The organism is Acidovorax sp. FG42, assembly GCF_057809195.1.
Genome location: NZ_JBMDJM010000019.1, coordinates 66589 through 88746, shown reverse-complemented (window position 1 = coordinate 88746; position 22158 = coordinate 66589). Strand labels below are relative to the sequence as shown.

The window sequence follows — 22158 nt, the reverse complement described above, 5'->3', positions numbered from 1 at the left end:
TTTTGCGGGGAGCAGCGTGGCGAAAGATCGGTGGAAGTGCCTTGCACTTTCACCGTTTTGACTTGTGGAGACTCAATCGCATGGCCACCATTCCCATTACCAAACGCGGCGCTGAAATGCTCAAGGAAGAGCTGCACCGCCTCAAGACCGTGGAGCGTCCTGCGGTGATCGCTGCCATTGCCGAAGCGCGCGCGCAGGGTGACCTGAGCGAAAACGCCGATTACGACGCAGCCAAGGACCGCCAGGGTTTCATCGAAGGCCGCATTCAGGAGATCGAGGGCAAGCTCTCGGTAGCCCAGGTCATTGACCCCAGTGCGGTCGACGGTGGCGGCAAGGTGGTGTTTGGTGCCACGGTCGAACTGGAGGACGAAGACTCTGGTGACACGGTGAAGTACCAGATCGTGGGCGAAGACGAGGCTGACCTCAAGCGAGGCTTGATCAATATTTCCAGCCCCATCGCGCGTGCGCTGATTGGCAAGGAAGAGGGCGACACCGCCGAAGTGCAGGCCCCTGGCGGCATTCGCCGCTACGAAGTGGTGGCGGTCAGCTACCAGTGAACGTGCACGGCATGTCCCACCGCCTTCCTGCCCTGGTCGCTGCACTTTGGTGGGGCAGTTTGACCACCATCGGGTTTCTGGTCGTGCCCATGCTGTTTGCCCATCTGCCTTCGCCCACGATGGCGGGCAACATGGCGGCCAAGCTGTTTGCGGCGCAGACCTGGGTGGCGGTGGTGTGTTGTGTGGTGCTGCTGCTCTTGTCCAGGCCTCGGCATGGACTGGCCCAATATCCTTGGGCACGCGCTGCCATGCTGTTCGTTCTCGGTGGCCTGCTGCTGGCGTTGCTCAACCAGTTTGGCGTTGCGCCCCGCATTGTGGCCCGGCAGGACTTGCGTCTGTGGCACAGCGTGGGGACGGTGATGTATGCAGCGCAATGGGGCTGCGCCTTGGCAGTGTTGTGGCAAACGCTGCGGCCGGGAGCGCACGCGGCAGAGGAAGAGCGGTCCGCCAGCGATTGACGGTCAAGCAAGCGATTCGCTGACAAATCTACTGCGGCATAGACTTTTTTTAGAACAAGTCGGCCCGCCGCCGCGCCTATTCGTGCCAGTGTTCCGCCACCCAGGTGGCTGGGCGGATGTAGCGAAACCGCCGGTTGCGCCGGCCCGCCAGGGCATCCGGGGGGTTGCATTCCCCATGAAAAATTACGATGCGTGCACCTTCCGGCACAAACGGCGCGCGCCAGTAGTTGGTAGGCCAGGGGGGGATTCCGTGGTACTTGAAACTGGGGCACCACGCGGCGGGCCAGTATTGCAGCTTGCCCTGCTTGTGCAAGAAGTCTGACAGGTAGGCCTGCTCGTTGCGGAACTGTGCCCGGATTTCAGCGAAGTGCTCGCGAAAATACGCCAGCACATCGGGGTGCGCACCCAGTTCAAAGCGGTACACGGACGAGTTGCCGGTGATGCGCCACGGACGCTTGTAGTCGTGAATGATCAGAAATTCGCCGGGTTGGGTGAAAAAATCATCCAGGCTGCCGGTGATGACCACATCCACGTCCAGAAACAGGGCCGTGCCGCGCAGCCCGTGCAAATCTGCGCTGAAGGTGGCCAGCTTGGTCCAGCCCCGCTCGGGAATGCCGGGCGGCAGATCCAGTGCGGGAATGGGCAGGCATTGCACTTCGCTGCGGATGCCGGTGCTGTCATCGGTAAGGCAGACAAAACGGAAATCGCCGCTCAGATGCCGACGCACCATGGCATACAGCCGGTTGACGTATTCGGGGCCGTATTTCGTGCCCCATTTCATGCAGAGGATGTGGCGCGTGGGCGCCTTGCCGGCAGGTGCTGCAACGGTTGCAGGTACTGCCGAGCCTGCATCGTGGCTCATCAGTCGGCCTGACGCTTCTTGATGGATTTTTGCTTGGGCTTCGCCCGCTTGATCTGGCCGCCCGAGGTGAGGCGCTGGTTACCGAGCACGCGCAACTGCTTGATCTCGGGGCGTTGGCCACCCCGCTTGCTGTACTTGAGCACCTTGACGTCGCGGGGGCCGGGCATCCGGTCTTCATCGACAGCGCGTTCCTTGACGGGCTGAGGCCGCCACAGCACCAGCAGCTTGCCGATGTGCTGGATAGGCGCGGCGTTGAGTTCAGCGGTCAGCTCCTGGTACATCAGCTCGCGCGCGGTGCGGTCATCGTTGAAAACACGCACCTTGATCAGGCCATGGGCGTTGAGGGCGGCGTCAATTTCCTTCTTGACGGCGGGGGTGAGGCCATCGCCGCCAATCAGGACCACGGGGTCCAGGTGGTGGGCAGCGGCGCGTTGTTCCCGGCGCTCGGCAGGAGTCAGTTGAATTTGGGGCATCCCCGTATTATGTCTGCGGCCCGGCTGGACGTAATTCCGGCTGCCGTGCGCAGCGCTGGGGGGCAGGTCCGCCACTGGAGAGATTGTCGAGAGACAATACCGCCATATGAAAGTCAAAACCCAGAGCAAAAAGGTGAACAAGGCGTGGCTCAACGACCACGTGAACGACACCTATGTCAAATTGGCACAGAAGGAGGGTTACCGCGCCCGTGCCGCCTACAAGCTCAAGGAGATTGACGAGCAACTGGGCCTCATCAAGCCGGGTTATACGGTCGTCGATCTGGGCTCTACCCCGGGGGCATGGAGCCAGTATCTGCGCCGGCGCCTGTCACCCTCGGGTGCTGCAGCGGGGCAGCTCAACGGAGCGATCATTGCGTTGGACATCTTGCCCATGGAGCCGATTGAAGGTGTCACCTACCTGAACGGCGATTTTCGGGAGCCCGAAGTGCTGGAGCGCCTAGAGCAGGCGCTCGACGGCCGGGTGGTGGATGTGGTGGTGTCGGACATGGCGCCCAACCTGTCGGGTATCGAGTCGGCCGATGCAGCGCGGATTGCGCACCTGGTGGAGTTGGCTGTGGATTTCGCTTGCAACCATTTGAAACCGGAGGGCGTCCTGGTGGTCAAGTTGTTCCATGGCAGTGGATACAGTGATCTGGTCACCTTGTTCAAGCAGACCTTCAAGGTCGTCAAGCCCCTGAAACCCAAGGCTTCGCGCGACAAGTCTTCCGAAACGTTCCTGGTGGGGATGGGGCTTAAAAAGTAGCCTGTTCAGGCTTGCCTCAGGTCAAGAATCCGTGAACTTTGGCGCCAAAGCCCGCGCTGATTCCATGGGCGTGAGGGGGAATAGGGCTGGCCCCGTGGCTTGAAAGACCTAAAATGGGCCGCACATGCGTGCCATGACGGCAGTATGTCCGTTTTCTGTTCCCCGCAACTGGAGCCCCGCTTGAACAATCAGTGGTTTTCAAAAATTGCCGTATGGCTGGTCATCGCCATGGTGCTGTTCACGGTGTTCAAACAGTTTGACACCCGCAGCGGCGCTAGTGCGGGCCACGTCGGGTATTCCGAGTTTCTGGACGAAGTCCGCAACAACCGCATCAAAAGCGCCACCATTCCTGAAGGGCTGAGCGGCGGCGAGATTGTGGCGGTCACGACCGATGACCGCAAGATCCGCACGAATGCCTCGGTGCTGGACCGTGGCTTGGTGGGCGACCTCCTGAACCACAACGTCAAGTTCGACGTGAAGCCCCGTGAGGAAGGTTCCCTGCTCATGACCTTGCTGGTTAGCTGGGGCCCCATGCTGCTGCTGATTGGCGTATGGGTGTACTTCATGCGCCAGATGCAGGGCGGCGGCAAGGGCGGCGCCTTCAGCTTCGGCAAGAGCAAGGCGCGTATGCTGGACGAGAACAACAACCAGGTCACGTTTGCGGACGTCGCCGGCTGTGACGAGGCCAAGGAAGAAGTCAAGGAAGTGGTGGACTTCCTGAAGGACCCGCAGAAGTTCCAGAAGCTGGGTGGCCGCATTCCCCGTGGCCTGCTGCTGGTCGGCCCTCCCGGTACTGGTAAGACTTTGCTGGCCAAGTCCATTGCGGGCGAAGCCAAGGTGCCGTTCTTCAGCATCTCGGGCTCGGATTTTGTGGAAATGTTCGTTGGCGTGGGTGCGGCCCGCGTGCGCGACATGTTCGACAACGCCAAGAAGAACGCCCCCTGCATCATCTTCATCGATGAAATCGACGCCGTGGGCCGCCAGCGTGGCGCTGGCCTGGGTGGTGGCAACGACGAGCGTGAACAGACCCTGAACCAGATGCTGGTCGAGATGGATGGCTTTGAAACCAACCTGGGCGTCATCGTGGTGGCTGCCACCAACCGCCCTGACATTCTGGACGCCGCCCTGCTGCGTCCTGGCCGTTTTGACCGCCAAGTCTACGTGACGCTGCCCGACATCCGCGGCCGCGAGCAGATTCTGAATGTGCACATGCGCAAGATTCCGATTGGTCAGGATGTGGCCCCTGCGATCATCGCCCGTGGCACACCAGGCATGAGCGGTGCCGATCTGGCCAACCTGTGTAATGAAGCCGCACTGATGGCTGCGCGCCGCAATGCGCGCACCGTGGAGATGCAGGACTTTGAGAAGGCCAAGGACAAGATCCTCATGGGCCCCGAGCGCAAGAGCATGGTCATGCCCGAGGAAGAACGCCGCAACACGGCTTACCACGAGTCAGGCCATGCGCTGATCGGCAAGCTGCTGCCCAAGTGCGACCCTGTGCACAAGGTCACCATCATTCCCCGTGGCCGTGCTCTGGGCGTGACGATGAGCCTGCCCGCACAGGATCGTTACAGCTATGACCGCGAATACATGCTCAACCAGATCAGCATGCTGTTCGGTGGCCGCATTGCGGAAGAAGTGTTCATGAACCAGATGACCACCGGCGCCAGCAACGACTTCGAGCGCGCGACCCACATCGCCCGCGACATGGTCACGCGCTACGGCATGACCGATGCCCTGGGGCCGATGGTTTACGCCGAGAACGAAGGCGAAGTGTTCCTGGGCCGCTCGGTCACCAAGACCACCACCATGAGCGAACAGACCATGGAAAAGGTGGACATGGAAGTGCGCCGCATCATCGACGAGCAGTACAACCTCGCCCGCCGCCTGATCGAAGAGAACAGTGACAAGATGCACGCCATGGCCAAGGCCTTGCTCGAATGGGAAACCATCGATACCGAGCAGCTGGATGACATCATGGCGGGCAAGGAGCCCCGTCCTCCCAAGGACTGGACGCCACGCACCCCTCCCTCTGGTGGTGATAACTCCAGTGGCGGCACTCCAGCTGTAGCCACGGATACTGCACCGACGGCGGCCTGACCAGGCTCGCGGTACAGTCGTTCAGACGGGGCCTTGTGCCCCGTTTTTCGTGGTGTTTCATTTTTCACTGCGAATTTGTTGGCTTGGCCTCTCTTTCGCAAATTTGCACGGGTTCGATCGACACATGATCTGGCAAACCTCTCGCTTCACCATTGATCTGGCCCGTCCCCAGGTCATGGGTATCGTCAACGTGACGCCCGACTCTTTCTCTGATGGGGGGCGCCATGGCTCCACGGCTGCTGCGCTGCGGCATTGCGAGCAGCTGCTGAAGGAGGGGGCTGATATCCTGGATATCGGTGGCGAGTCCACCCGGCCGGGCAGCCCTGCGGTAACCCTGGACGAGGAGCTGTCTCGTGTGGTGCCTCTGGTGCGTGAGGCGGTCACCTTGGGTGTGCCGATCTCGGTGGATACCTACAAGCCCGAGGTCATGCGCGCGGTGCTGGACTTGGGGGCCGACATCATCAACGACATTTGGGCCCTGCGGCAGCCAGGCGCTGCGGCGGCGGTGGCTGCGCACCCGCAGTGCGGCGTGTGCCTGATGCACATGCACCGCGACCCGCAGACCATGCAGCAGGCGCCCATGGACGGGGATGTGGTGCCCCAGGTGCTATCATTTTTGCAGCTGCAGGCGCATAATCTACTAGCGCTTGGGGTCGAAAAGACTCGTATTCTGCTGGATGCGGGCATTGGCTTTGGCAAAACGGTGGAACAAAACTTTGCCTTGCTGGCGCGGCATTCCGAACTGCTGGCTGCTGGCTATCCGCTGCTGGCAGGGTGGTCACGCAAGTCGTCGCTGGGCGCGGTGACCGGGCTGGAGGTGGACCAGCGCATGGTGCCCAGCGTGGCCGCCGCCGTGCTGGCGGTCGAACGGGGCGCTGCGGTAGTGCGTGTGCACGACGTGCGCGAGACGGTGGCGGCACTGGCCGTGTGGTCTGCGATGCAGCGATCTGGCTGAGGGGCCAGTGATTTGAGAGCAGGTTGTGGGACGCCAAGCCCTCGCCTGTGAGAACAACATACAGAGATCCGTACGAGGAGACGCCAGAACATGACACGCCAATACTTTGGAACCGACGGCATCCGTGGCACCGTCGGACAGCCGCCCATTACGCCGGATTTTGTGCTGCGCCTGGCCCATGCTGTGGGCCATGTGTTGCGCCGCACGGAAGAGCGCCCTACGGTGCTCATTGGCAAGGACACGCGCATCTCGGGCTACATGCTTGAAAGCGCGCTGGAGTCTGGCTTCAACTCGGCAGGGGTGGATGTGGTGCTGCTGGGGCCGTTGCCTACGCCTGGCGTGGCGTATCTGACCCGTGCCCAGCGCGCCAGTCTGGGTGTGGTCATCAGCGCCAGTCACAACGCCTATCCCGACAACGGCATCAAGTTTTTCAGTGCGCAAGGCACCAAGCTGTCGGACGCCTGGGAGCTGGCGGTAGAGGCCGCGTTGGCCGAGCCACCGGTCTGGGTGGACTCTGCTAGCCTGGGCAAGGCGCGACGCCTAGATGATGCCGCCGGGCGCTACATCGAGTTCTGCAAAAGCACCTTTCCCCAGGACCTGACGCTCAAGGGCCTGAAGATCGTGGTGGATGCTGCCCACGGTGCCGCTTACCAAGTGGCGCCCAAGGTCTTCCACGAGCTGGGTGCAGAAGTGCTGTCGATTGGCTGCGCGCCCGACGGCCTCAACATCAACCACGAAGTGGGCGCCACACATCCCGACGCCTTGGTCCGCGCCGTGCGCGCGAACCGTGCCGACTATGGCGTTGCGTTGGATGGCGACGCTGACCGGCTGCAGATCGTGGACGCCACCGGGCGGCTGTACAACGGCGACGAGTTGCTGTACCTGATGGCCGCAGATCGCATGGGCCGTGACGAGCATGTGCCGGGCGTGGTGGGCACGCTGATGACCAACATGGCCGTGGAGGTGGCATTGCAAGCCAAAGGCGTGAAATTTGTGCGCGCCAAGGTCGGTGACCGGTATGTACTGGAAGAACTGGAGCGCCACCACTGGGTGCTGGGCGGGGAGGGCTCGGGCCACCTGCTGGCCCTGGACCGGCACACCACCGGCGATGGTTTGGTGAGTGCGCTGCAGGTGCTGCAGGCCTGTGTGCGCAGCGGCCGCACGCTGGCACAGTTGCTGGCAGACATCACGCTCTACCCGCAGGTGTTGCTCAATGTTCGCCTGGCGCCCGGGCAGGACTGGAAGGCCAACCGCCTCCTGGCTGAGACCACGCAGGCGGTGGAGCAGCAACTGGGCTCCTCGGGCCGGGTCTTGATCCGTGCCAGTGGCACCGAGCCTTTGCTGCGTGTGATGGTGGAGGCGCGCGACGCGCAAGTGGCCAGCTCCTGTGCGCAGCGGCTGGCAGATGCCGCTCGCGCGGGCTGAGTTCCTGGTCTCTCAGCGGCGTCCGTTGCGTCCTGAGTGGTATTGGGTCGGCTCAGTGCGCGGCGGTGTGCTGCCGCATGAAGCGCTCCAACTGCTCTGCGGGCAGCGGTGTGCTGAAGTGGTAGCCCTGTGCCTCGTCGCAACCCTGTTCGTGCAGAAAGGCCAGTTGGCTTTCGGTTTCCACGCCCTCGGCGGTGGTGCGCATCCCCAGCGCCTGCGCCATGCGGATGATGGCGCTGACGATGGCGCGGTCGTTGCTGTCGTTGCCCAGGTCGCGCACAAAGGATTGATCGATCTTCAGCTTGAAGATCTGGAACCGCTTGAGCTGGCTGAGTGACGAGTAGCCTGTGCCAAAGTCATCCATCGACATCCGCACCCCGCGCGCGTGTAACTGGTCCATGGTCGCCACTGCCGCATGGGGATCGTCCACGGCCACACCTTCCGTGAGCTCCAGTTCCAGCGAATCGGGGGGGAGGTCAAACTCCACGAGCACGCGGCTCACCAGCTCGGGCAGCTGTGGCTGGCGAAATTGGATCGCCGACAGGTTCACAGCCATCGTGAGTTCGGGAAACCCGCAGCTGCGCCATGCCTTGAGCTGGGCCAGCGCCGTGCGCAGCACCCACTCGCCAATCTGCAGAATCTGTCCGCTGTCTTCAGCAATCGGGATGAACTCTCCAGGAGAGATGGGGCCGAGCTGGGGGTGTTGCCACCGCAGCAGGGCTTCCACACTGCGCACGGTGCCCGTGGCCAGGTTCATTTGCGGCTGGTAGTGCAGGTGGAACTGCTCCCGTTCCAGGGCGCGGCGCAATGCGTTTTCGAGCTGCAAGGCACGTACCGACTGGGCCTGCATCTCGGGGGTGAAGAAGCGGAAGGTATTGCGCCCATCCAGCTTGGCGCGGTACATGGCCACGTCGGCCGACTGGGTCAGCGTGTCGAAGTCGTGTCCGTCTTGCGGAAACAGCGCAATGCCCATCGACGGGGCCATCGTGAGCTCGTGGTGGTCGATCTGGTACGGCTGGCGCGACGCCTCCTGCAATTTGCTAGCGACCCGGGCTGCGCCCCGCGCATCTGCTCCGGGCAGAAGCAGGATGAACTCATCACCGCCCAGGCGAGAGACCGTGTCCTTGTCGCGCACCACGGCGCGCAGCCTTTTGGCAATTTCGACCAGCAGTACATCGCCCACCCGGTGGCCCAGAGAGTCGTTCACATGCTTGAAGTGATCCAGGTCCAGGAAGATGACGGCCAGGGGCGTCTGGTTGTCTTGCGCCAGCCGAATGGCCTGCTGCGCGCGTTCTGCCAGCAGGGCCCGGTTGGGCAGACCCGTCAGCGCATCGTAGTGAGCCAGCCAGTAAATGCGCTCCTGGTCAGCCTTGCGATCATTGATTTCACGGTGCAGGTTGGCCACAGTTTCGCGCAGCTCGCGCGTGCGGTCTTGCACCTGTCGCTCCAGCTCCTCATGGGCCTGGGCCAGCATCGCCTGTGCGCGTTTGCGGTCGGTGATGTCCATGGTGATCCAGATGGTGCCCTGGGCAGGGTCCGCCGGATCGATGCATTTGCTGCGGACTTCACAGATGACCGGGGTGCCGTCCTTGCGGCACAGCTCCACTTCGCCCTCGTATGACTGCCCTGCCACCAGCGTGGGGTAGCAGCGGTCACCCACTTCTTGCCACGCGGCATCGCTGGCATACCAGCGGCGGGACGAACAGCCCATGAGTTCGCCCGGCTCAAAGCCTAGCATCTGCTCAAAGTGGTGGTTGCAGCGGGTCAAGTGCCGGTCGCGCAAAAAAACGATGCCCACCATTGCGCTGTCAAACAGCAACTGCTTTTCGCGCACTGCGGCATTCAGCGCGGCCTGGGCACGCTTTTGCTCGTCAATGTCGTCCACGATCCAGATCGAGCCCTCGCCGGTGTCGTGCGGATTGATCAGGCGCCCAGTGAGGCTGCCCCAGAACAGCGTGCCGTCCTGGCGACGCAGCTGGCGTTCAATCCGGAAGGATTGCCCCTGGGCCAGCGCAGGATAGGCAGTGCGCCCAAGGTCTCGGGACGCATCCCGGTCTGGATAAAAGGCTTCGGTATTGAGCCCTACCAGGTGGGCTGGGCTGGCGTAGCCAAAAATTTCGGCATACCGCTGGTTGCAGCGCACCACACTGCGCTGGCGAAGAAACACGATGCCCACGCCCGCGCTATCCAACAGGATTTGTTGTTCGCGCAGAGTGCGTTGCAGTGGGGTGTCGGTAGGCACTCCGGCGCGCTGCGAGGGCGGAGTGCTGAACAGCGAATACATAAGACCAGTACAGGCGGCAGGGCCAGACGGCCTCAAAAATTGTACCAAAGTGTAGCAGTGGCAGCTTACAAGCCGTTTTAGGGTATGCCTCAGGTAAAGCGTTGCAGGTTCTGCCGTACGGCGGAGGCCTGCGACGTTATCTTGAGCCTTGGCCCGAGAAGGGGCTGAGACACGTCGCCCGGTTGCTTTGGACAGGTTCCTAGCGTCCCAGGTGTTCCCGCAGATAGGCCTCAAACGCATCGGCCGCCAGGGGGCGACTGAACAGGTAACCCTGCCCCTCATCGCAGCCCTGCGCGCGCAGAAACTCCAGCTGGCCATCCGTCTCCACCCCTTCGGCAGTCGTCTGCATGCCCAAGGCCTGCGCCATGCGGATGATGGCGCTGACGATGGCCCGGTCGTTGGCGTCATCGTCGAGGTCGCGCACAAACGACTGGTCGATCTTGAGCTTGTAGATCTGAAAGCGCTTGAGATAGCTCAACGACGAATATCCGGTGCCAAAGTCATCCATCGACAGCCGTACTCCCCGGTCGTGCAATTGGTCCATCATGGCCAGGGCAGCCGCAGGGTCGTCTACCGCAGCCCCCTCGGTCAGCTCCAGCTCCAGCCGGCGCGCGGGCAGTCTGGCCTGTTGCAGGCAGTGCGTCACCATCTCTGGCAGCTGAGGGTGGCGGAACTGCACCGCCGACAGGTTGACCGACACTGCCCGCAGGGGCAGCTGCAGGTCCAGCCAGCGCTTGGCGTCGTGCACGGCGGTGTTCAGCACCCACTCGCCAATCGCCACGATCATGCCGCTGCTCTCTGCGACGGGGATGAACTCCGCCGGAGACACCATGCCCAGTTCGGGATGCTTCCAGCGCAGCAGCGCCTCGGCCCCGACGACCTGACGCGTGGCGAGTGACACCTGGGGTTGGTAGTGCAGCTCGAACTGGTTGCGTTCCAACGCGCGGCGCAGTGCGTTCTCGATCTGCAAGGCCCGGGCGGTGCGCGCCTCCAGATCGGCTGTGAAAAAGCCGAAGCGGTTGCGCCCGCTTTGCTTGGCGCGGTACATGGCGGCATCGGCGCGCTGGTACAGTGTGTCGAACGAGTCTCCGTCCGCCGGATACATGGCAATGCCCACAGACAGGGTGGTGGTGAGTTCGTAAGGCTCGACCTGAAAAGGCTGGGCCACCGCGATCAGCAGGCGCTGTGCTAAGTCGGCCGCCTGCATCGCGGAGGCGGCGGGTAACAGCAGAAGGAATTCATCGCCCCCCAGGCGCGACACAGTGTCTTGCGTGCCCAGCAGCGACTCGAGCCGCCGCGCCACGGCCACCAGCAGGATGTCACCGATGCGGTGTCCCAGCGAGTCGTTGACGTTCTTGAAATGGTCCAGGTCCAGGAACAGCATGGCCAGCGTCCCACCCCGCGCTTGCTCTTGTTCAATGTGGCGCTGGGCGCGCTCCGCCAGGAGCGCACGATTGGGCAGATCGGTGAGGGGGTCGAAATGCGCGAGTCGCTGGATGCGGTCCTGCGCCTCGCGCTGGAGCGTGATGTCGCGGAACAGCGTGATGGAGTGGGTGGTACTGCCGTTGCCGTCGCGCACACGGCTGACGGACAGCCACTGCGGGTAGGTCGATCCGTCCTTTCGCCGGCCCCAGGCTTCACCTTCCCAGTGTCCGTCCTTGGAGAGGTGGGTGTACACCAGGTCGGCGTCGAAGTCCCGGGTGGACTCCGCCACGGTCAGCAGGCGCATTGACTGCCCCACCGCCTCTGCTTCGGAGTAGCCGGTGATGCGGCTGAATGCCCGGTTGATGCGCACGATGGTTTGGGCTGCATCGGCAATCACGATGGCCTCGCCGCTCTGGTCAAACACCTGGGCTGTCAGCTGCAACTGTTCCTGGGACCGCTTGCGTTCGGAGATGTCGCGGGACAGCACAATGAATCGGGGTTTTCCTCCTGCGGATCCTGCCTTGCGGGCTGCAGAAAGCTCGAACCAGGTGGGCCCCAGGCCGGGTAGGTCCAACATGATCTGGCGCCCTGTGGACCACCCCTGGGACTGTGCTTCGTTGAGCACGTCCATCACGGTCAGTGCAGCCAGTGCAGGCAGCACGTCTGTGACATTGCGGCCGATCAATTGCTCCGCAGGGCCCATGAGCAACTCGGCGCGCGGGCTGTGTACGCTGCAATAGCGGCCGTCCTGATCGATTTCAAACAGCGGATCGGGAATCGCGTCGATGGTGGCACGCAACTGTTGCTGTGTGGCCTGGATCTCGGACGTGCGCTGTGCCACTTGCGTCGCGAGACCGCGTTCATGCGCCTTCAGTTCGACCAGCAAGCGCGCGAGATAGCCCATCAGCAATGCAAACAGCAAGCCCAAGGCGCAGCGCAGGGCCAGCACGCCGGGTGCACCCCATCCTTGGGCAGGGGTCAGGCTGAGCGTCCACTGGCCATTGGGCAGGGTGAGTGAGCGACCCACAGCGTCGTCAGCGGGCGGCGGGTCAGACGCCGCGATGGTCTGCTCTTGCTGGTTGTCCGGGCGAACACGCCACAGTCGGTAGTGGAAGCCCCGCTCGGTGAGCTTAGGTAGGCGCGCAGTCGCCAGCACCTCTGGAAGGCGGATGGTGATGTACGTGAACCCCCAGAAGTTGCGCCGTCCCAGGTCATCTTCCAGATACACCGGTTGGCGCCCCACAACGCCCAGGCCGCCCTGCACCAACTCCATGGGCCCTGCCAGCGTCAGCAGACCGGATTCGCGGGCGCGGGCGGCTTCCACCCCTTGGCGGGGGTCGTTGAGTTGGTCAAAACCAATCGAATTTTCGTTGCCTGCTCGGGGAACGACCTGCTGCACCACCCCTCCTGGGGACAGACCCATGGCCGCGATGCCCGGGTAGAACGGCAGCATCTGCATGCCGATTTCTTCGAACTGGGGGACGTTGCCATGGCCCTGCCGCACCAGGGCCACCAGGGTGTTGTTGGCCGACAAGGCCAACTCGATGGCGCGCTGCAGGGCCTGTACGTGGTCGCCCGCCACATCTGCCGCCTGGGTGCGCTGCTGCGCCCGTTCCTGCCGCTCCAAGGTCCAGACCAGCGCGCCAGCGCAGGCCGCTGCCAGCAAAAACACAGCGGCAAAGGCGGCGAGGGGGCTGCGGTTGGAGGGCGGGGCGGCTGAAGACACGACGAAGTTCCTCAATCCATTATGCAGGCCCTCGGTGGGTGGGAGGGGCCCAAGGGCGAGGGAAAAGCATGTCACGACGTTGACATGCGGCGGACATGGGCATGTCACGCGGGGCTTTCACACTCCCGGCCAGGGAAGCGGATTCCCGCCTCGGCTGGAGATGCCAGTCGAGCCCGTTTTAACCGAAGGAGACGTTGTCCATGAACGACCTGCCCACTCTGATGCAGTTGTCCACATCACCCGAGGCGGCCGGCACCGGTATGGTTCAACGCCCTGCCGTTGTACCGGGCGCGGCGCAGGTTGCACCGGCGCGTGGCGCTATTGAGGTGACCTGGGCCAGGCATCTGGACGAAGTCCGCGAGGCACAGCGCCTGCGCTTTGAGGTGTTTGCGGCAGAGATGGGCGCTCGATTGACGACCCCCGTTGCTGGCCACGACGTGGACCTCTTTGACGACTACTGCGAGCACCTTCTGGTGCGCGACGCCCAAAGCCTGCAAGTCATTGGGACTTACCGGGTGCTGACGCCTGCGCAGGCCAAACGGGTGGGTGGAACCTACAGCGATACCGAATTTGACTTGACGCGCCTGCGCACCTTGCGCCCCCGGATGGTGGAGCTGGGCCGTAGCTGCGTGCACCCCGATCACCGCCACGGCGGCGTGATCATGGCGCTGTGGAGCGCGCTGGCAGACTTTATGGTGCGCAACGAACTCGACACGATGATCGGCTGCGCCAGCATTCCCATGCTTCACAACGGCGTGGTCAGCGGCGATGCGGCCGCCAGCATCTGGCAGCAAGTGCGCAAGACCCATCTGGCGCCCATCGACTACCACGTGCTGCCGCGCTTGCCACTGCCTGTGGAGCATCTGGACGGCTCGATTGCCGTGGAGCCGCCGGCCCTGATCAAAGGCTATCTGCGACTGGGCGCCCGTGTGCTGGGCGCGCCGGCCTGGGATCCAGACTTCAATACCGCCGACCTGCCGATGCTGATGCGGCTGGCCGACCTACATCCCCGCTACCGCAAGCATTTTCTGGGGGCTTGACCGGTGCGTGCCGCGTTCGACGCTCTGGGCCCTTGGTTGAACGAGTCTCCGGTGGCTCAGGATGCCGAGCCTGACGCACCTGCAGCACTCGCGGGTCAGCGGCGGTTTCGTGCGGTGTTCATTTCGGACTTGCACCTTGGCACGCCGGGGTGCCAGGCTGACGCGCTGCTGGATTTTCTGAAACACCATCCCAGCGACCATCTGTACCTGGTGGGGGACATCGTGGACGGATGGCAGTTGCGCCGCCGCTGGTTTTGGCCACAGGCCCACAACGACGTGGTGCAAAAGTTGCTGCGCCGCGCGCGCAAGGGGTGCCGCGTGGTGTTTGTTCCTGGCAACCACGACGAGTTTGCCAGGGCGTTTGTGGGGCATTCCTTTGGGGGCATCGAGGTGGTGTCCGATGCGGTGCACACCACTGCCGATGGGCGCAGCCTCTGGGTCACCCACGGCGACCACTTTGACGGCGTGATCCAGTGCGCCAAATGGCTGGCCTATGTGGGTGACAACCTGTATGAATTCACGCTCAAGCTCAATCGCCATCTGAACACCTGGCGAGCCCGCATGGGGCTGCCGTACTGGTCGCTGTCTGCCTACCTCAAGGGCAAGGTGAAAAAAGCGCTCAACTATGTCACCGACTTCGAGGTGGCAGTGGCTGCAGAGGCCCGCCGCCGTGGGCACGACGGAGTGGTTTGCGGACATATCCACCGCGCGGAGATGCGCGAGATCAACGGGACCTTATATTGCAACGATGGCGACTGGGTGGAGAGCCACACAGCGCTGGTCGAACACCTGGATGGCCGACTGGAGCTGTTGTACTGGCCCGCCACTCCTGCGACCCATGTCTCCCACCAGACCGAACAGGTGCCCGCATGAGGATCGCGTTGCTGACCGATGCATGGCTGCCCCAGGTCAATGGCGTAGTGACCACGCTGGTGGAGTTGGTCCGCGAGCTGGAAGATGCCGGGCATGATGTTCACGTGCTCCACCCCGAACAGTTTGCGACCCGTCCATGTCCCGGTTACGCGGGCATTGACCTGGCCGTGCGGCCCTACAAGGTGCTTGCCCATAAGCTGGATGCCTTGCAGCCAGATGCCATTCATCTGGCGACGGAAGGGCCTCTGGGCTGGGCGGGCCGTCGCTATTGCCTCAAGCGTGGCCTAGCTTTCACCACCGCCTTTCACACGCGCTTTCCTGAGATCATGCAGGCTGCCCTGCGCATCCCGCTGCGTTGGGGGTATGCGCTTTTCAGGCATTTTCATCGTCCCTCGTCCGGGGTCATGGTGCCCACACAGGGTGTCTTGCAAATGCTGCAGCAGCGGGGCTTCAGCCACCTGCGCTTGTGGACGCATGGCGTGGATACCCAGGCGTTTCGATTCCATGGCGAGGTCTGCCAGAGCCCGCTCGCGGGCGTCCTGGCCCATCCGGTGGCACTGTATGTGGGCCGTATCTCGTATGAAAAGAACATTGACGCCTTTTTGCAGTTGGACATGCCAGGCACCAAGGTCGTGTGTGGTGTGGGGCCGCTCGAAGCACGGCTGAAAGCCAAGTACCCGCAAGTACGGTGGCTTGGCATCCTGGACCGGGATTCGCTGGCACAGGTCTATGCCTCGGCCGATGTCTTTGTATTTCCAAGTCGCTCCGAAACCTTTGGGCTGGTCATGCTGGAGGCCATGGCTTGCGGCACGCCGGTGGCGGCATTTCCTGAAGATGGGCCGCGGGAAGTGTTGGGGGCTGGGGAGGGTGGGGCGCCCCTGGGCGGCGTGTTGCATGACAGCCTTTTGGCGGCCACGCAGCAAGCGTTGTCTATACCGAGGTCCGAGGCACGAACCCGGGCACTGGAATTCACTTGGGCACATGCAGCCCGGCTGTTTCAACAGTATTTGGTGCCTGCCCGCTCCAGCTCACAGGGAGCTCCTGTGTCTGTCACAAAGTCTGTCACGCAGTTGTCATCTGGGCGTTAAATACTGCAGCGATTCCGCAATTGCTGCACCCGCGTATCCATGCCGCCCCTGCCTACCGCCGATTCCATCCCTTTGCAGCGCGAGCACCCCGATGCCGCCGGAAACTCCTTGCACTCCGTGTCACATGACAGCGATCCTGGGGTGGCAGAGCCTGTCACAGGCGGTGCTCCCCATATGTTTCTGGACCGTGACCACAGCATTCTCGCGTTCAATGAACGCGTGTTCGACTGGGCGGTCCGTACGGATGTGCCGCTGCTGGAGCGGCTGCGCTATCTGTGCATCGTCTCGTCCAATCTCGACGAATTCTTCGAGGTGCGTGCGGCGGCGCACATCACGGCGGCGAAGAAAGGCGAGACCAAGGGCATCTACACCGCAGTGTCTTTTGAGGCGCTGTCCGCCCAGGTTCATGACTTGGTCGAGCGTCAATATGCTCTGTACAACGAAGTGCTGGTCCCTGCGTTTGCGCAGCATGGCATCCATATCGTGGCGCATGGTGACCGGTCCGCAGAGCAGAGGCGCTGGGTTCATGAATATTTTGCCCGCGAGGTCCGCCCCCTGTTGATCCCGGTGGGGCTCGATCCGGCCCACCCGTTTCCGCAGGTGGCCAATAAATCGTTGAACTTCATTGTTCGTCTCAAGGGACATGATGCCTTTGGCCGCGAGAATGAAATCGCCATCGTCAAGGTGCCGCGTGCCTTGCCCCGTCTGATCCGCATGCCGAAGAAGGTGGCGCCCGACGGGATGTTGTTCGTCAGCTTGTCCAGCATCGTGCGTGCGCATCTGGAGGACCTGTTTCCTGGCCGGGAGGTGACGGAGTTCTCGCAGTTCCGGGTGACGCGCCACTCTGACCTGGCCCTGGACGAGGAGGATGTGCGGAATCTGCGCACCGCCTTGCGGCAAGGCCTTCAGCAACGCCATTACGGACAGGCGGTGCGCCTGGAAGTCTCAGCAGGCTGCTCCCGCTTTCTGTCGGACTTCCTGCTGCAGCAATTCGATCTGCCCAACGCGGCCTTGTACCGTGTGCATGGGCCTGTGAACCTGGTGCGCCTGAATCAGCTGGTGGATTTGGTGAACGATCCCGCGTTGCTCTTTCCGCCGTGGAGTTCCGCCTGGCCGCGTCAGCTCCAGCCAGGGGTGTCGATCATGGGGCAGCTGCGCGAGCGCGACGTGTTGATCCATCAGCCCTTCGAGAGCTTTGATGGGTTGCTGGCCTTTTTACGGGAGGCCGTGAACGACCCGCAGGTGCTGGTCATCAAGCAGACCATCTACCGCACCGGCTCCGACTCGGAGCTCATGGACCTGCTCAGCGAGGCAGTGCGCCGGGGTAAGGAGGTGATGGCCGTGGTGGAGCTGAAGGCGCGTTTTGACGAGGAGGCCAACATCAACTGGGCCGAGGCGCTGGAGTCGATTGGGGCGCAGGTGGTTTATGGCGTGGTGGGCCTCAAGACCCACGCCAAGATGCTGCTCGTCACGCGACGCGAGGGGCGGCAGTTGCGACGTTATGGCCATCTGTCCACCGGCAACTACAACGTGCGTACAGCCAAGCTGTATACCGACCTGAGCTACCTCACGGCCGACGAAGAGACCACGGCCGACATGGATGGTGTGTTCAATCATCTGGCCAGCCAGAACCGGCCTCCCAAGCTGCGTAAGCTCATGCTGGCGCCGTTCCATCTGCACCGCCGCATGATCGAAAAAATCGAGCGCGTGGGTCTGGCGGCAAGCCGTGGCGAAGAAGCGCGGATCGTGGCCAAGATGAACGCCCTGACAGATGAGGGACTCATGCGCGCGTTGATCCTCGCCGGGCAGCGCGGTGCGCGCATCGATCTGATTGTGCGGGGGGCCTGCATGCTGGCCCCTCAGGTGCCGGGAGTGACTGACAACATCCGCGTGCGCTCGGTGATTGGGCGGTTTCTGGAGCACACGCGCGTTTTCTACTTCTGCGCGGGGGATGAAGAAGACCTGTACCTGTCGAGCGCCGACTGGATGAACCGCAACATGATGCGTCGCGTGGAGCTGGCGTGGCCCGTCACGGACGCCAAGCTGCGTCAGCAGATCATTGACGAATGTTTGGTGGCGTACCTGTGTGATGACCGGGATGCCTGGACGTTGAACGCAGCCGGCACTTACGACCGCGCAGCACATCCTGTGGACGGTCATGGCGCACAGAACGCCTTGATGGTGCGCTACGGGCCGCGCCCAGCCCTTGGCCGCAAGGAGCCAGGGGCCGCATGATGGACTTGATTCTCTGGCGTCACGCCGAGGCGGAGGAAGCCCAGGACGGCGGGGATGACCTGGCCCGCCCGCTCACGCCCCGGGGCGAGAAGCAGGCAGCGCGGATGGCCGCTTGGTTGGATCGGCAGTTGCCGGAGGGCCTGAGGGTGGTGGCGAGTCCCGCGCGGCGAACTGAGCAGACGGCCCATGCCCTGGGACGAAAATTCAAGATGCGCGCTGAGCTGTTGCCTGGAGGAACGCCCCAGGATTTGCTGGAGCTGGTGCAGTGGCCTCGTGCCAAAGGGGCGGTGCTGGTGGTGGGCCACCAGCCCATGCTAGGCCAGACCATTGCCCACTTGCTGCAACTCCAGGCACCTGAATGCCCCGTGCGCAAGGGCTCTGTATGGTGGTTGCGCCAGCGCCAGCGCTGGGATCACAGCCAGACCGTCCTGATGGCGGTGCAGTCCCCCGAATTTCTGTAACTTGCCCGGCGATGTCCGAGTGCGAAAGCGCTCGCTCTGGACACGCCGTGTCTTGGGACAGACTTACTTGCGACCGGCTTTGCCGCCGGCCTTGGTCGCTGGCTTGGCCGGGGTTGTTGGCGCGGCTTCTGCTGCATCGGCCTTGGGGCGCCCGGTCTTGATCGACGGCACAGCTTGCAAGGCGCTGCGCAACGCGCTGTCTGACAGACCCGCGAGCACCTTGAGCCCTGCGCGCAGCAGCTCGCTTTTTTTGACAGGGTGGGCCAGTGCTGTGGCGCGGTCTTTCAGGGTGTCGAGTACCGTGTACTCGTCTTTGGGGATGGTGAAGCTGTCACGGACCAGCTTGGGCTTTTTGCCCTTGGGCTCCGTGGCCTTTGTGGGCTTCACTGCAGCCACTGCCTTGGCAGGCTTGGTCGCGGTGGCTGGCTTGGAGGCTGGCGCCTTTTCTGCCGCAGCCTTTTTGGCGGGCTTTGCAGCCTTGGATGCCTTTGGAACCTTGGGTGCCGTTACCGGCTTGGTTGGCTTGGCAGCTTTGACTGGCTCAGCGGCGGGGGGGACGATGGGGCTGGGGGTTGTGGTGGCAGTGGTCATGGCAGAAGATTGATAAACGGTATAAACAGTTTATACCGTTTGTTGTTTCCCCTCAAGGCATGTCCACAGCCAGCTCCCAGGGGGTTTTTTGCCAGGCTTGAACTTCTTCGCGCAGAAGGTGGGCCGACTGGGGGTATGCGATGGCCCATCCCGGGCGCGCGCTGACCCGAAATCGCTGTCCGTCCGCCTGCAATGACAGCCCTTTGCTATCAGGCTCCCGGCGTGCGTGGCACAGGGCCACGGCCAAGCGCAAGCACAGCAGTTGCAGCACAAAAATCGGATCGTCCAGTTCCACCCCCAGCTTGCGCACCTTCCCCCGCTGCCCTTGCACCAGCACTCCCAGACGGTGCAGTTCGGGCACCGCAAAACCAGCGGCATCCGTGTTGTCCAAGATGTAGGCACCGTGACGGTGGTAGTCACTGTGTGAAATGCGGCAGCCAATCTCGTGCAGGCGGGCGGCCCAGTCCAGCTTGCGGCTGGCGCGTTCGCTACCGGGCGGGGCAGCCTGGTCAAACAATGCGCAGGCAGTGCGCGCAACACGGTCTGCATGCTCCATGTCCACGCCAAACCGCTGCATCAACCCTTGGACGGTCGCGGTGCGCAGGTCGGTGCCGGGTTGTTCGCGATCCAGGAGGTCATACAAAGCCCCTTGGCGCAGGGCCCCTTGTGCAACCTGCATTTCGTGGATATCCAGCAGATCAAACACGGCACGCAGCACGCTGATGCCACCCCCGATGACTGCTCGGCGCTCCTCCTTGAGCCCGTCCAGGCGCAGACGGTCGGCACTTTGGGCGCGGAGCAAACGCTCCCGCAGCCAGTTGAGTCCATCTCGGGTGATCAGGCCCGGCGATCCTCCAGCGGCGGACAGAATGTCACCCACCGCGCCTGCTGTGCCCGACGACCCATAGGCAATGTCCCATGCATCGGGGCGAAAGGTCGCGAGCGCCTCGTCCAGCACCGCCTTGGCCGCAATCTCTGCCGCCAAAAAGGCCTGGAGAGAGAACTCACCATTGGAAAAATAGCGTTGTGACCAGGCCACGCTGCCTACCCGGAAAGAGGCCACCGCATGCGGCGTGAACTGCTCGCCAAGGATGAGTTCGGTGGACCGTCCTCCGATGTCCACGACCAAGCGGCGCTCGTCGGATTGGGGCAGCAGTCGCGCCACGCCCTGGTAGATCAAACGGGCCTCTTCGGGCCCGGACACCACATCAATCGGATATCCCAGCACCTCACTGCCGCGTGACAGGAACTCCTCGCGGTTGCGCGCTTCGCGCAGCGTCTGTGTGGCCACAGCGCGCACCTGGGCGCGGGGAAAACCTGCCAGACGCTCCCCAAAACGGGCCAGACAGGCCCAACCCCGCTCCATCGCGTCGCGGGTCAGGTTGCGGTCCTCGTCCAGCCCATTGCCCTGGCGCACCGTTTCCTTCAGGTATTCCACCCGCTGGATGTGTCCGAACTCATAGCGCCCGATTTCCAGGCGAAAACTGTTGGAGCCGAGGTCGACTGCGGCGAGGCGTGTGCCGTTCTGCATGTGTGTTGGGTGGGAGCTGCGTGCGGCATCGTACCGCGATGCGCGTGGCCCGATCCGTAGCGTGGGCCGCTAATGCCTGGGCAGGCACGGATCGGGCTGTAGCGGGAGTGTGATGGGGTTGTGTGACATATCCATGACGTCGGGTACACGGCGTCATGGCGGTTGTCGCAATGTTCCGGGGGTGGTCTTTTGTGTCACTGAATTGTCACGATAGGCCTCTAGAGTTCGCTGTGTTCCTGTTAACCCCTGCCGAAAGGTACCTCATGAAACGCGTATTTCTCAAAACCGTCGCAGTAGCACTGGCCGCCCTGGTAGTGGGCAACGCCTTTGCGGCAGACATCACCGGCGCTGGCGCCACGTTCCCTTTCCCGATGTATGCCAAGTGGGCGGAAGCCTACAAGAAGGAAACCGGCGTGGGCCTGAACTACCAGTCCATCGGTTCCTCGGGCGGTATTCGCCAGATCCGCGCCAAGACCGTGGCTTTTGGCGCGACCGATGCTCCACTGTCGGGCGCTGAGCTGGAAAAAGACGGCATGGTGCAGTTTCCTGCCATCATCGGCGGCACTGTGCCTGTGGTGAATCTGGACGGCTTCAAGCCCGGCGAACTGCGCGTGACTGGCCCCGTGCTGGCCGAAATGTACCTGGGCAAGATCACCAAGTGGAATGATGCCAAGCTGGCAGCTCTGAACCCCGGCAAGACACTGCCCGACCAGAACATCACCATCGTGCACCGCGCCGATGGCTCTGGCACCACTTTCAACTGGACCGACTATCTGAGCTCCGTCAGCAAGGAGTGGGCTGATACGGTGGGCAAGGGCGCTGCGGTGAAGTGGCCTGCTCAGTCTTCCGTGGGCGGCAAGGGCAACGAAGGCGTTGCAGCGAACGTGACCCGTGTGAAGGGTGCCCTGGGCTACGTGGAGTACGCCTACGTCAAGAAGAACAACATGACGTTCCTCCAGCTGCAGAACGCCGATGGCAAGTATGTGTCGCCTGACGATGCCACCTTTGCTGCGGCAGCCGCCAGCGCTGACTGGTTCAGCGTGCCTGGCATGGGGATTTCGATGGTGAACGCCAAGGGTGCCAACAGCTGGCCCGTGAGCACGGCGTCCTTCATCCTGATGTACGCCGACCCTGCAGACAAGGCCCAGTCGGCCGAAGTTCTGAAGTTCTTTGACTGGGCCTTCAAGAACGGCAAGACCATGGCAGCAGACTTGGACTACGTGCCACTGCCTGACACCCTGACGGCACAGATCCGCTCCAAGGTCTGGTCGCAAATCAAGAAGTAAAGCGGTTTGCCCCAGAATAGTGCCC

General features: G+C 62.9%; 18 protein-coding genes. 12 read left to right on the top strand and 6 right to left on the bottom strand.

The window, feature by feature from the left end:
- Positions 1-80 precede the first annotated feature (80 nt).
- A complete protein-coding gene (greA, locus tag ACODSM_RS18445) occupies positions 81-557 on the top strand; it encodes a transcription elongation factor GreA (protein WP_209820385.1) in 477 nt (158 codons plus the stop codon).
- Between the two features lie 11 nt (positions 558-568).
- Positions 569-1015 carry a DUF4149 domain-containing protein gene (locus ACODSM_RS18440; protein ID WP_488806476.1) on the top strand — a complete coding sequence of 149 codons (447 nt, stop codon included), beginning with the start codon at positions 569-571 and terminating at the stop codon, positions 1013-1015.
- Between the two features lie 76 nt (positions 1016-1091).
- Here the strand turns inward: ACODSM_RS18440 and ACODSM_RS18435 are convergent, their stop codons facing one another.
- Positions 1092-1877 (bottom strand): glycosyltransferase, encoded by a 786-nt coding sequence (locus tag ACODSM_RS18435; protein ID WP_209820387.1) that lies wholly within the window; start codon positions 1875-1877, stop codon positions 1092-1094.
- On the bottom strand, positions 1877-2350 hold the full coding sequence (locus tag ACODSM_RS18430; protein ID WP_015013572.1) for a YhbY family RNA-binding protein: 474 nt from the start codon (positions 2348-2350) through the stop codon (positions 1877-1879). Before ACODSM_RS18430 ends, ACODSM_RS18435 begins: the two co-directional genes overlap by 1 nt.
- Before the next feature lie 106 nt (positions 2351-2456).
- On the opposite strand from ACODSM_RS18430, the gene ACODSM_RS18425 reads away from it, so the two are divergent.
- The 4 genes from ACODSM_RS18425 (at position 2457) to glmM (ending at position 7593) form a co-directional block, all read left to right on the top strand.
- A complete protein-coding gene (locus tag ACODSM_RS18425) occupies positions 2457-3113 on the top strand; it encodes an RlmE family RNA methyltransferase (protein WP_488806475.1) in 657 nt (218 codons plus the stop codon).
- A gap of 180 nt (positions 3114-3293) precedes the next feature.
- Complete coding sequence (ftsH, locus tag ACODSM_RS18420; protein ID WP_488806474.1) at positions 3294-5213, top strand: ATP-dependent zinc metalloprotease FtsH; 1920 nt, start codon at positions 3294-3296, stop codon at positions 5211-5213.
- A 124-nt stretch (positions 5214-5337) separates the two neighbouring features.
- Positions 5338-6168, top strand: a complete 831-nt coding sequence (gene folP / locus ACODSM_RS18415) for a dihydropteroate synthase (protein WP_488806473.1) — start codon at positions 5338-5340, stop codon at positions 6166-6168.
- Positions 6169-6258: 90 nt separating this feature from the next.
- On the top strand, positions 6259-7593 hold the full coding sequence (gene glmM / locus ACODSM_RS18410) for a phosphoglucosamine mutase (protein WP_488806472.1): 1335 nt from the start codon (positions 6259-6261) through the stop codon (positions 7591-7593).
- A 52-nt stretch (positions 7594-7645) separates the two neighbouring features.
- Here the strand turns inward: glmM and ACODSM_RS18405 are convergent, their stop codons facing one another.
- Positions 7646-9877 (bottom strand): sensor domain-containing protein, encoded by a 2232-nt coding sequence (locus tag ACODSM_RS18405; protein ID WP_488806471.1) that lies wholly within the window; start codon positions 9875-9877, stop codon positions 7646-7648.
- Between the two features lie 199 nt (positions 9878-10076).
- Positions 10077-13028, bottom strand: coding sequence for a bifunctional diguanylate cyclase/phosphodiesterase (locus ACODSM_RS18400; protein ID WP_488806470.1), 2952 nt, complete (start codon positions 13026-13028; stop codon positions 10077-10079).
- A 200-nt stretch (positions 13029-13228) separates the two neighbouring features.
- Here ACODSM_RS18400 and ACODSM_RS18395 point away from each other — a divergent pair, with 200 nt between their 5' ends.
- The 5 genes from ACODSM_RS18395 to ACODSM_RS18375 are packed head-to-tail and all read left to right on the top strand — an operon-like array spanning position 13229 to position 18725.
- Entirely contained in the window at positions 13229-14068 is an 840-nt protein-coding gene (locus ACODSM_RS18395; RefSeq protein ID WP_488806469.1) for a GNAT family N-acetyltransferase, read from the top strand.
- A gap of 3 nt (positions 14069-14071) precedes the next feature.
- Positions 14072-14941 carry a UDP-2,3-diacylglucosamine diphosphatase gene (locus tag ACODSM_RS18390; protein ID WP_422849264.1) on the top strand — a complete coding sequence of 290 codons (870 nt, stop codon included), beginning with the start codon at positions 14072-14074 and terminating at the stop codon, positions 14939-14941.
- On the top strand, positions 14938-16029 hold the full coding sequence (locus ACODSM_RS18385) for a glycosyltransferase family 4 protein (protein ID WP_488806468.1): 1092 nt from the start codon (positions 14938-14940) through the stop codon (positions 16027-16029). Before ACODSM_RS18390 ends, ACODSM_RS18385 begins: the two co-directional genes overlap by 4 nt.
- A 39-nt stretch (positions 16030-16068) precedes the next feature.
- Positions 16069-18264 carry a polyphosphate kinase 1 gene (gene ppk1 / locus ACODSM_RS18380; RefSeq protein WP_488806467.1) on the top strand — a complete coding sequence of 732 codons (2196 nt, stop codon included), beginning with the start codon at positions 16069-16071 and terminating at the stop codon, positions 18262-18264.
- Positions 18261-18725 (top strand): SixA phosphatase family protein, encoded by a 465-nt coding sequence (locus ACODSM_RS18375; RefSeq protein ID WP_295941430.1) that lies wholly within the window; start codon positions 18261-18263, stop codon positions 18723-18725. The genes ppk1 and ACODSM_RS18375 overlap by 4 nt, the downstream gene beginning before the upstream one ends.
- 63 nt (positions 18726-18788) lie before the next feature.
- Here the strand turns inward: ACODSM_RS18375 and ACODSM_RS18370 are convergent, their stop codons facing one another.
- Together ACODSM_RS18370 and ACODSM_RS18365 are read right to left on the bottom strand one after the other, a co-directional pair.
- Positions 18789-19316 (bottom strand): hypothetical protein, encoded by a 528-nt coding sequence (locus ACODSM_RS18370; protein ID WP_488806466.1) that lies wholly within the window; start codon positions 19314-19316, stop codon positions 18789-18791.
- 52 nt (positions 19317-19368) lie between these two features.
- Entirely contained in the window at positions 19369-20847 is a 1479-nt protein-coding gene (locus ACODSM_RS18365; RefSeq protein ID WP_488806465.1) for a Ppx/GppA phosphatase family protein, read from the bottom strand.
- 263 nt (positions 20848-21110) lie between these two features.
- Between ACODSM_RS18365 and pstS the strand changes: the two genes are divergently transcribed.
- The gene (pstS, locus tag ACODSM_RS18360; RefSeq protein WP_488806464.1) at positions 21111-22133 is read left to right on the top strand and encodes a phosphate ABC transporter substrate-binding protein PstS; all 1023 of its coding nucleotides are present in this window, start codon (positions 21111-21113) and stop codon (positions 22131-22133) included.
- Positions 22134-22158: the final 25 nt, after the last annotated feature.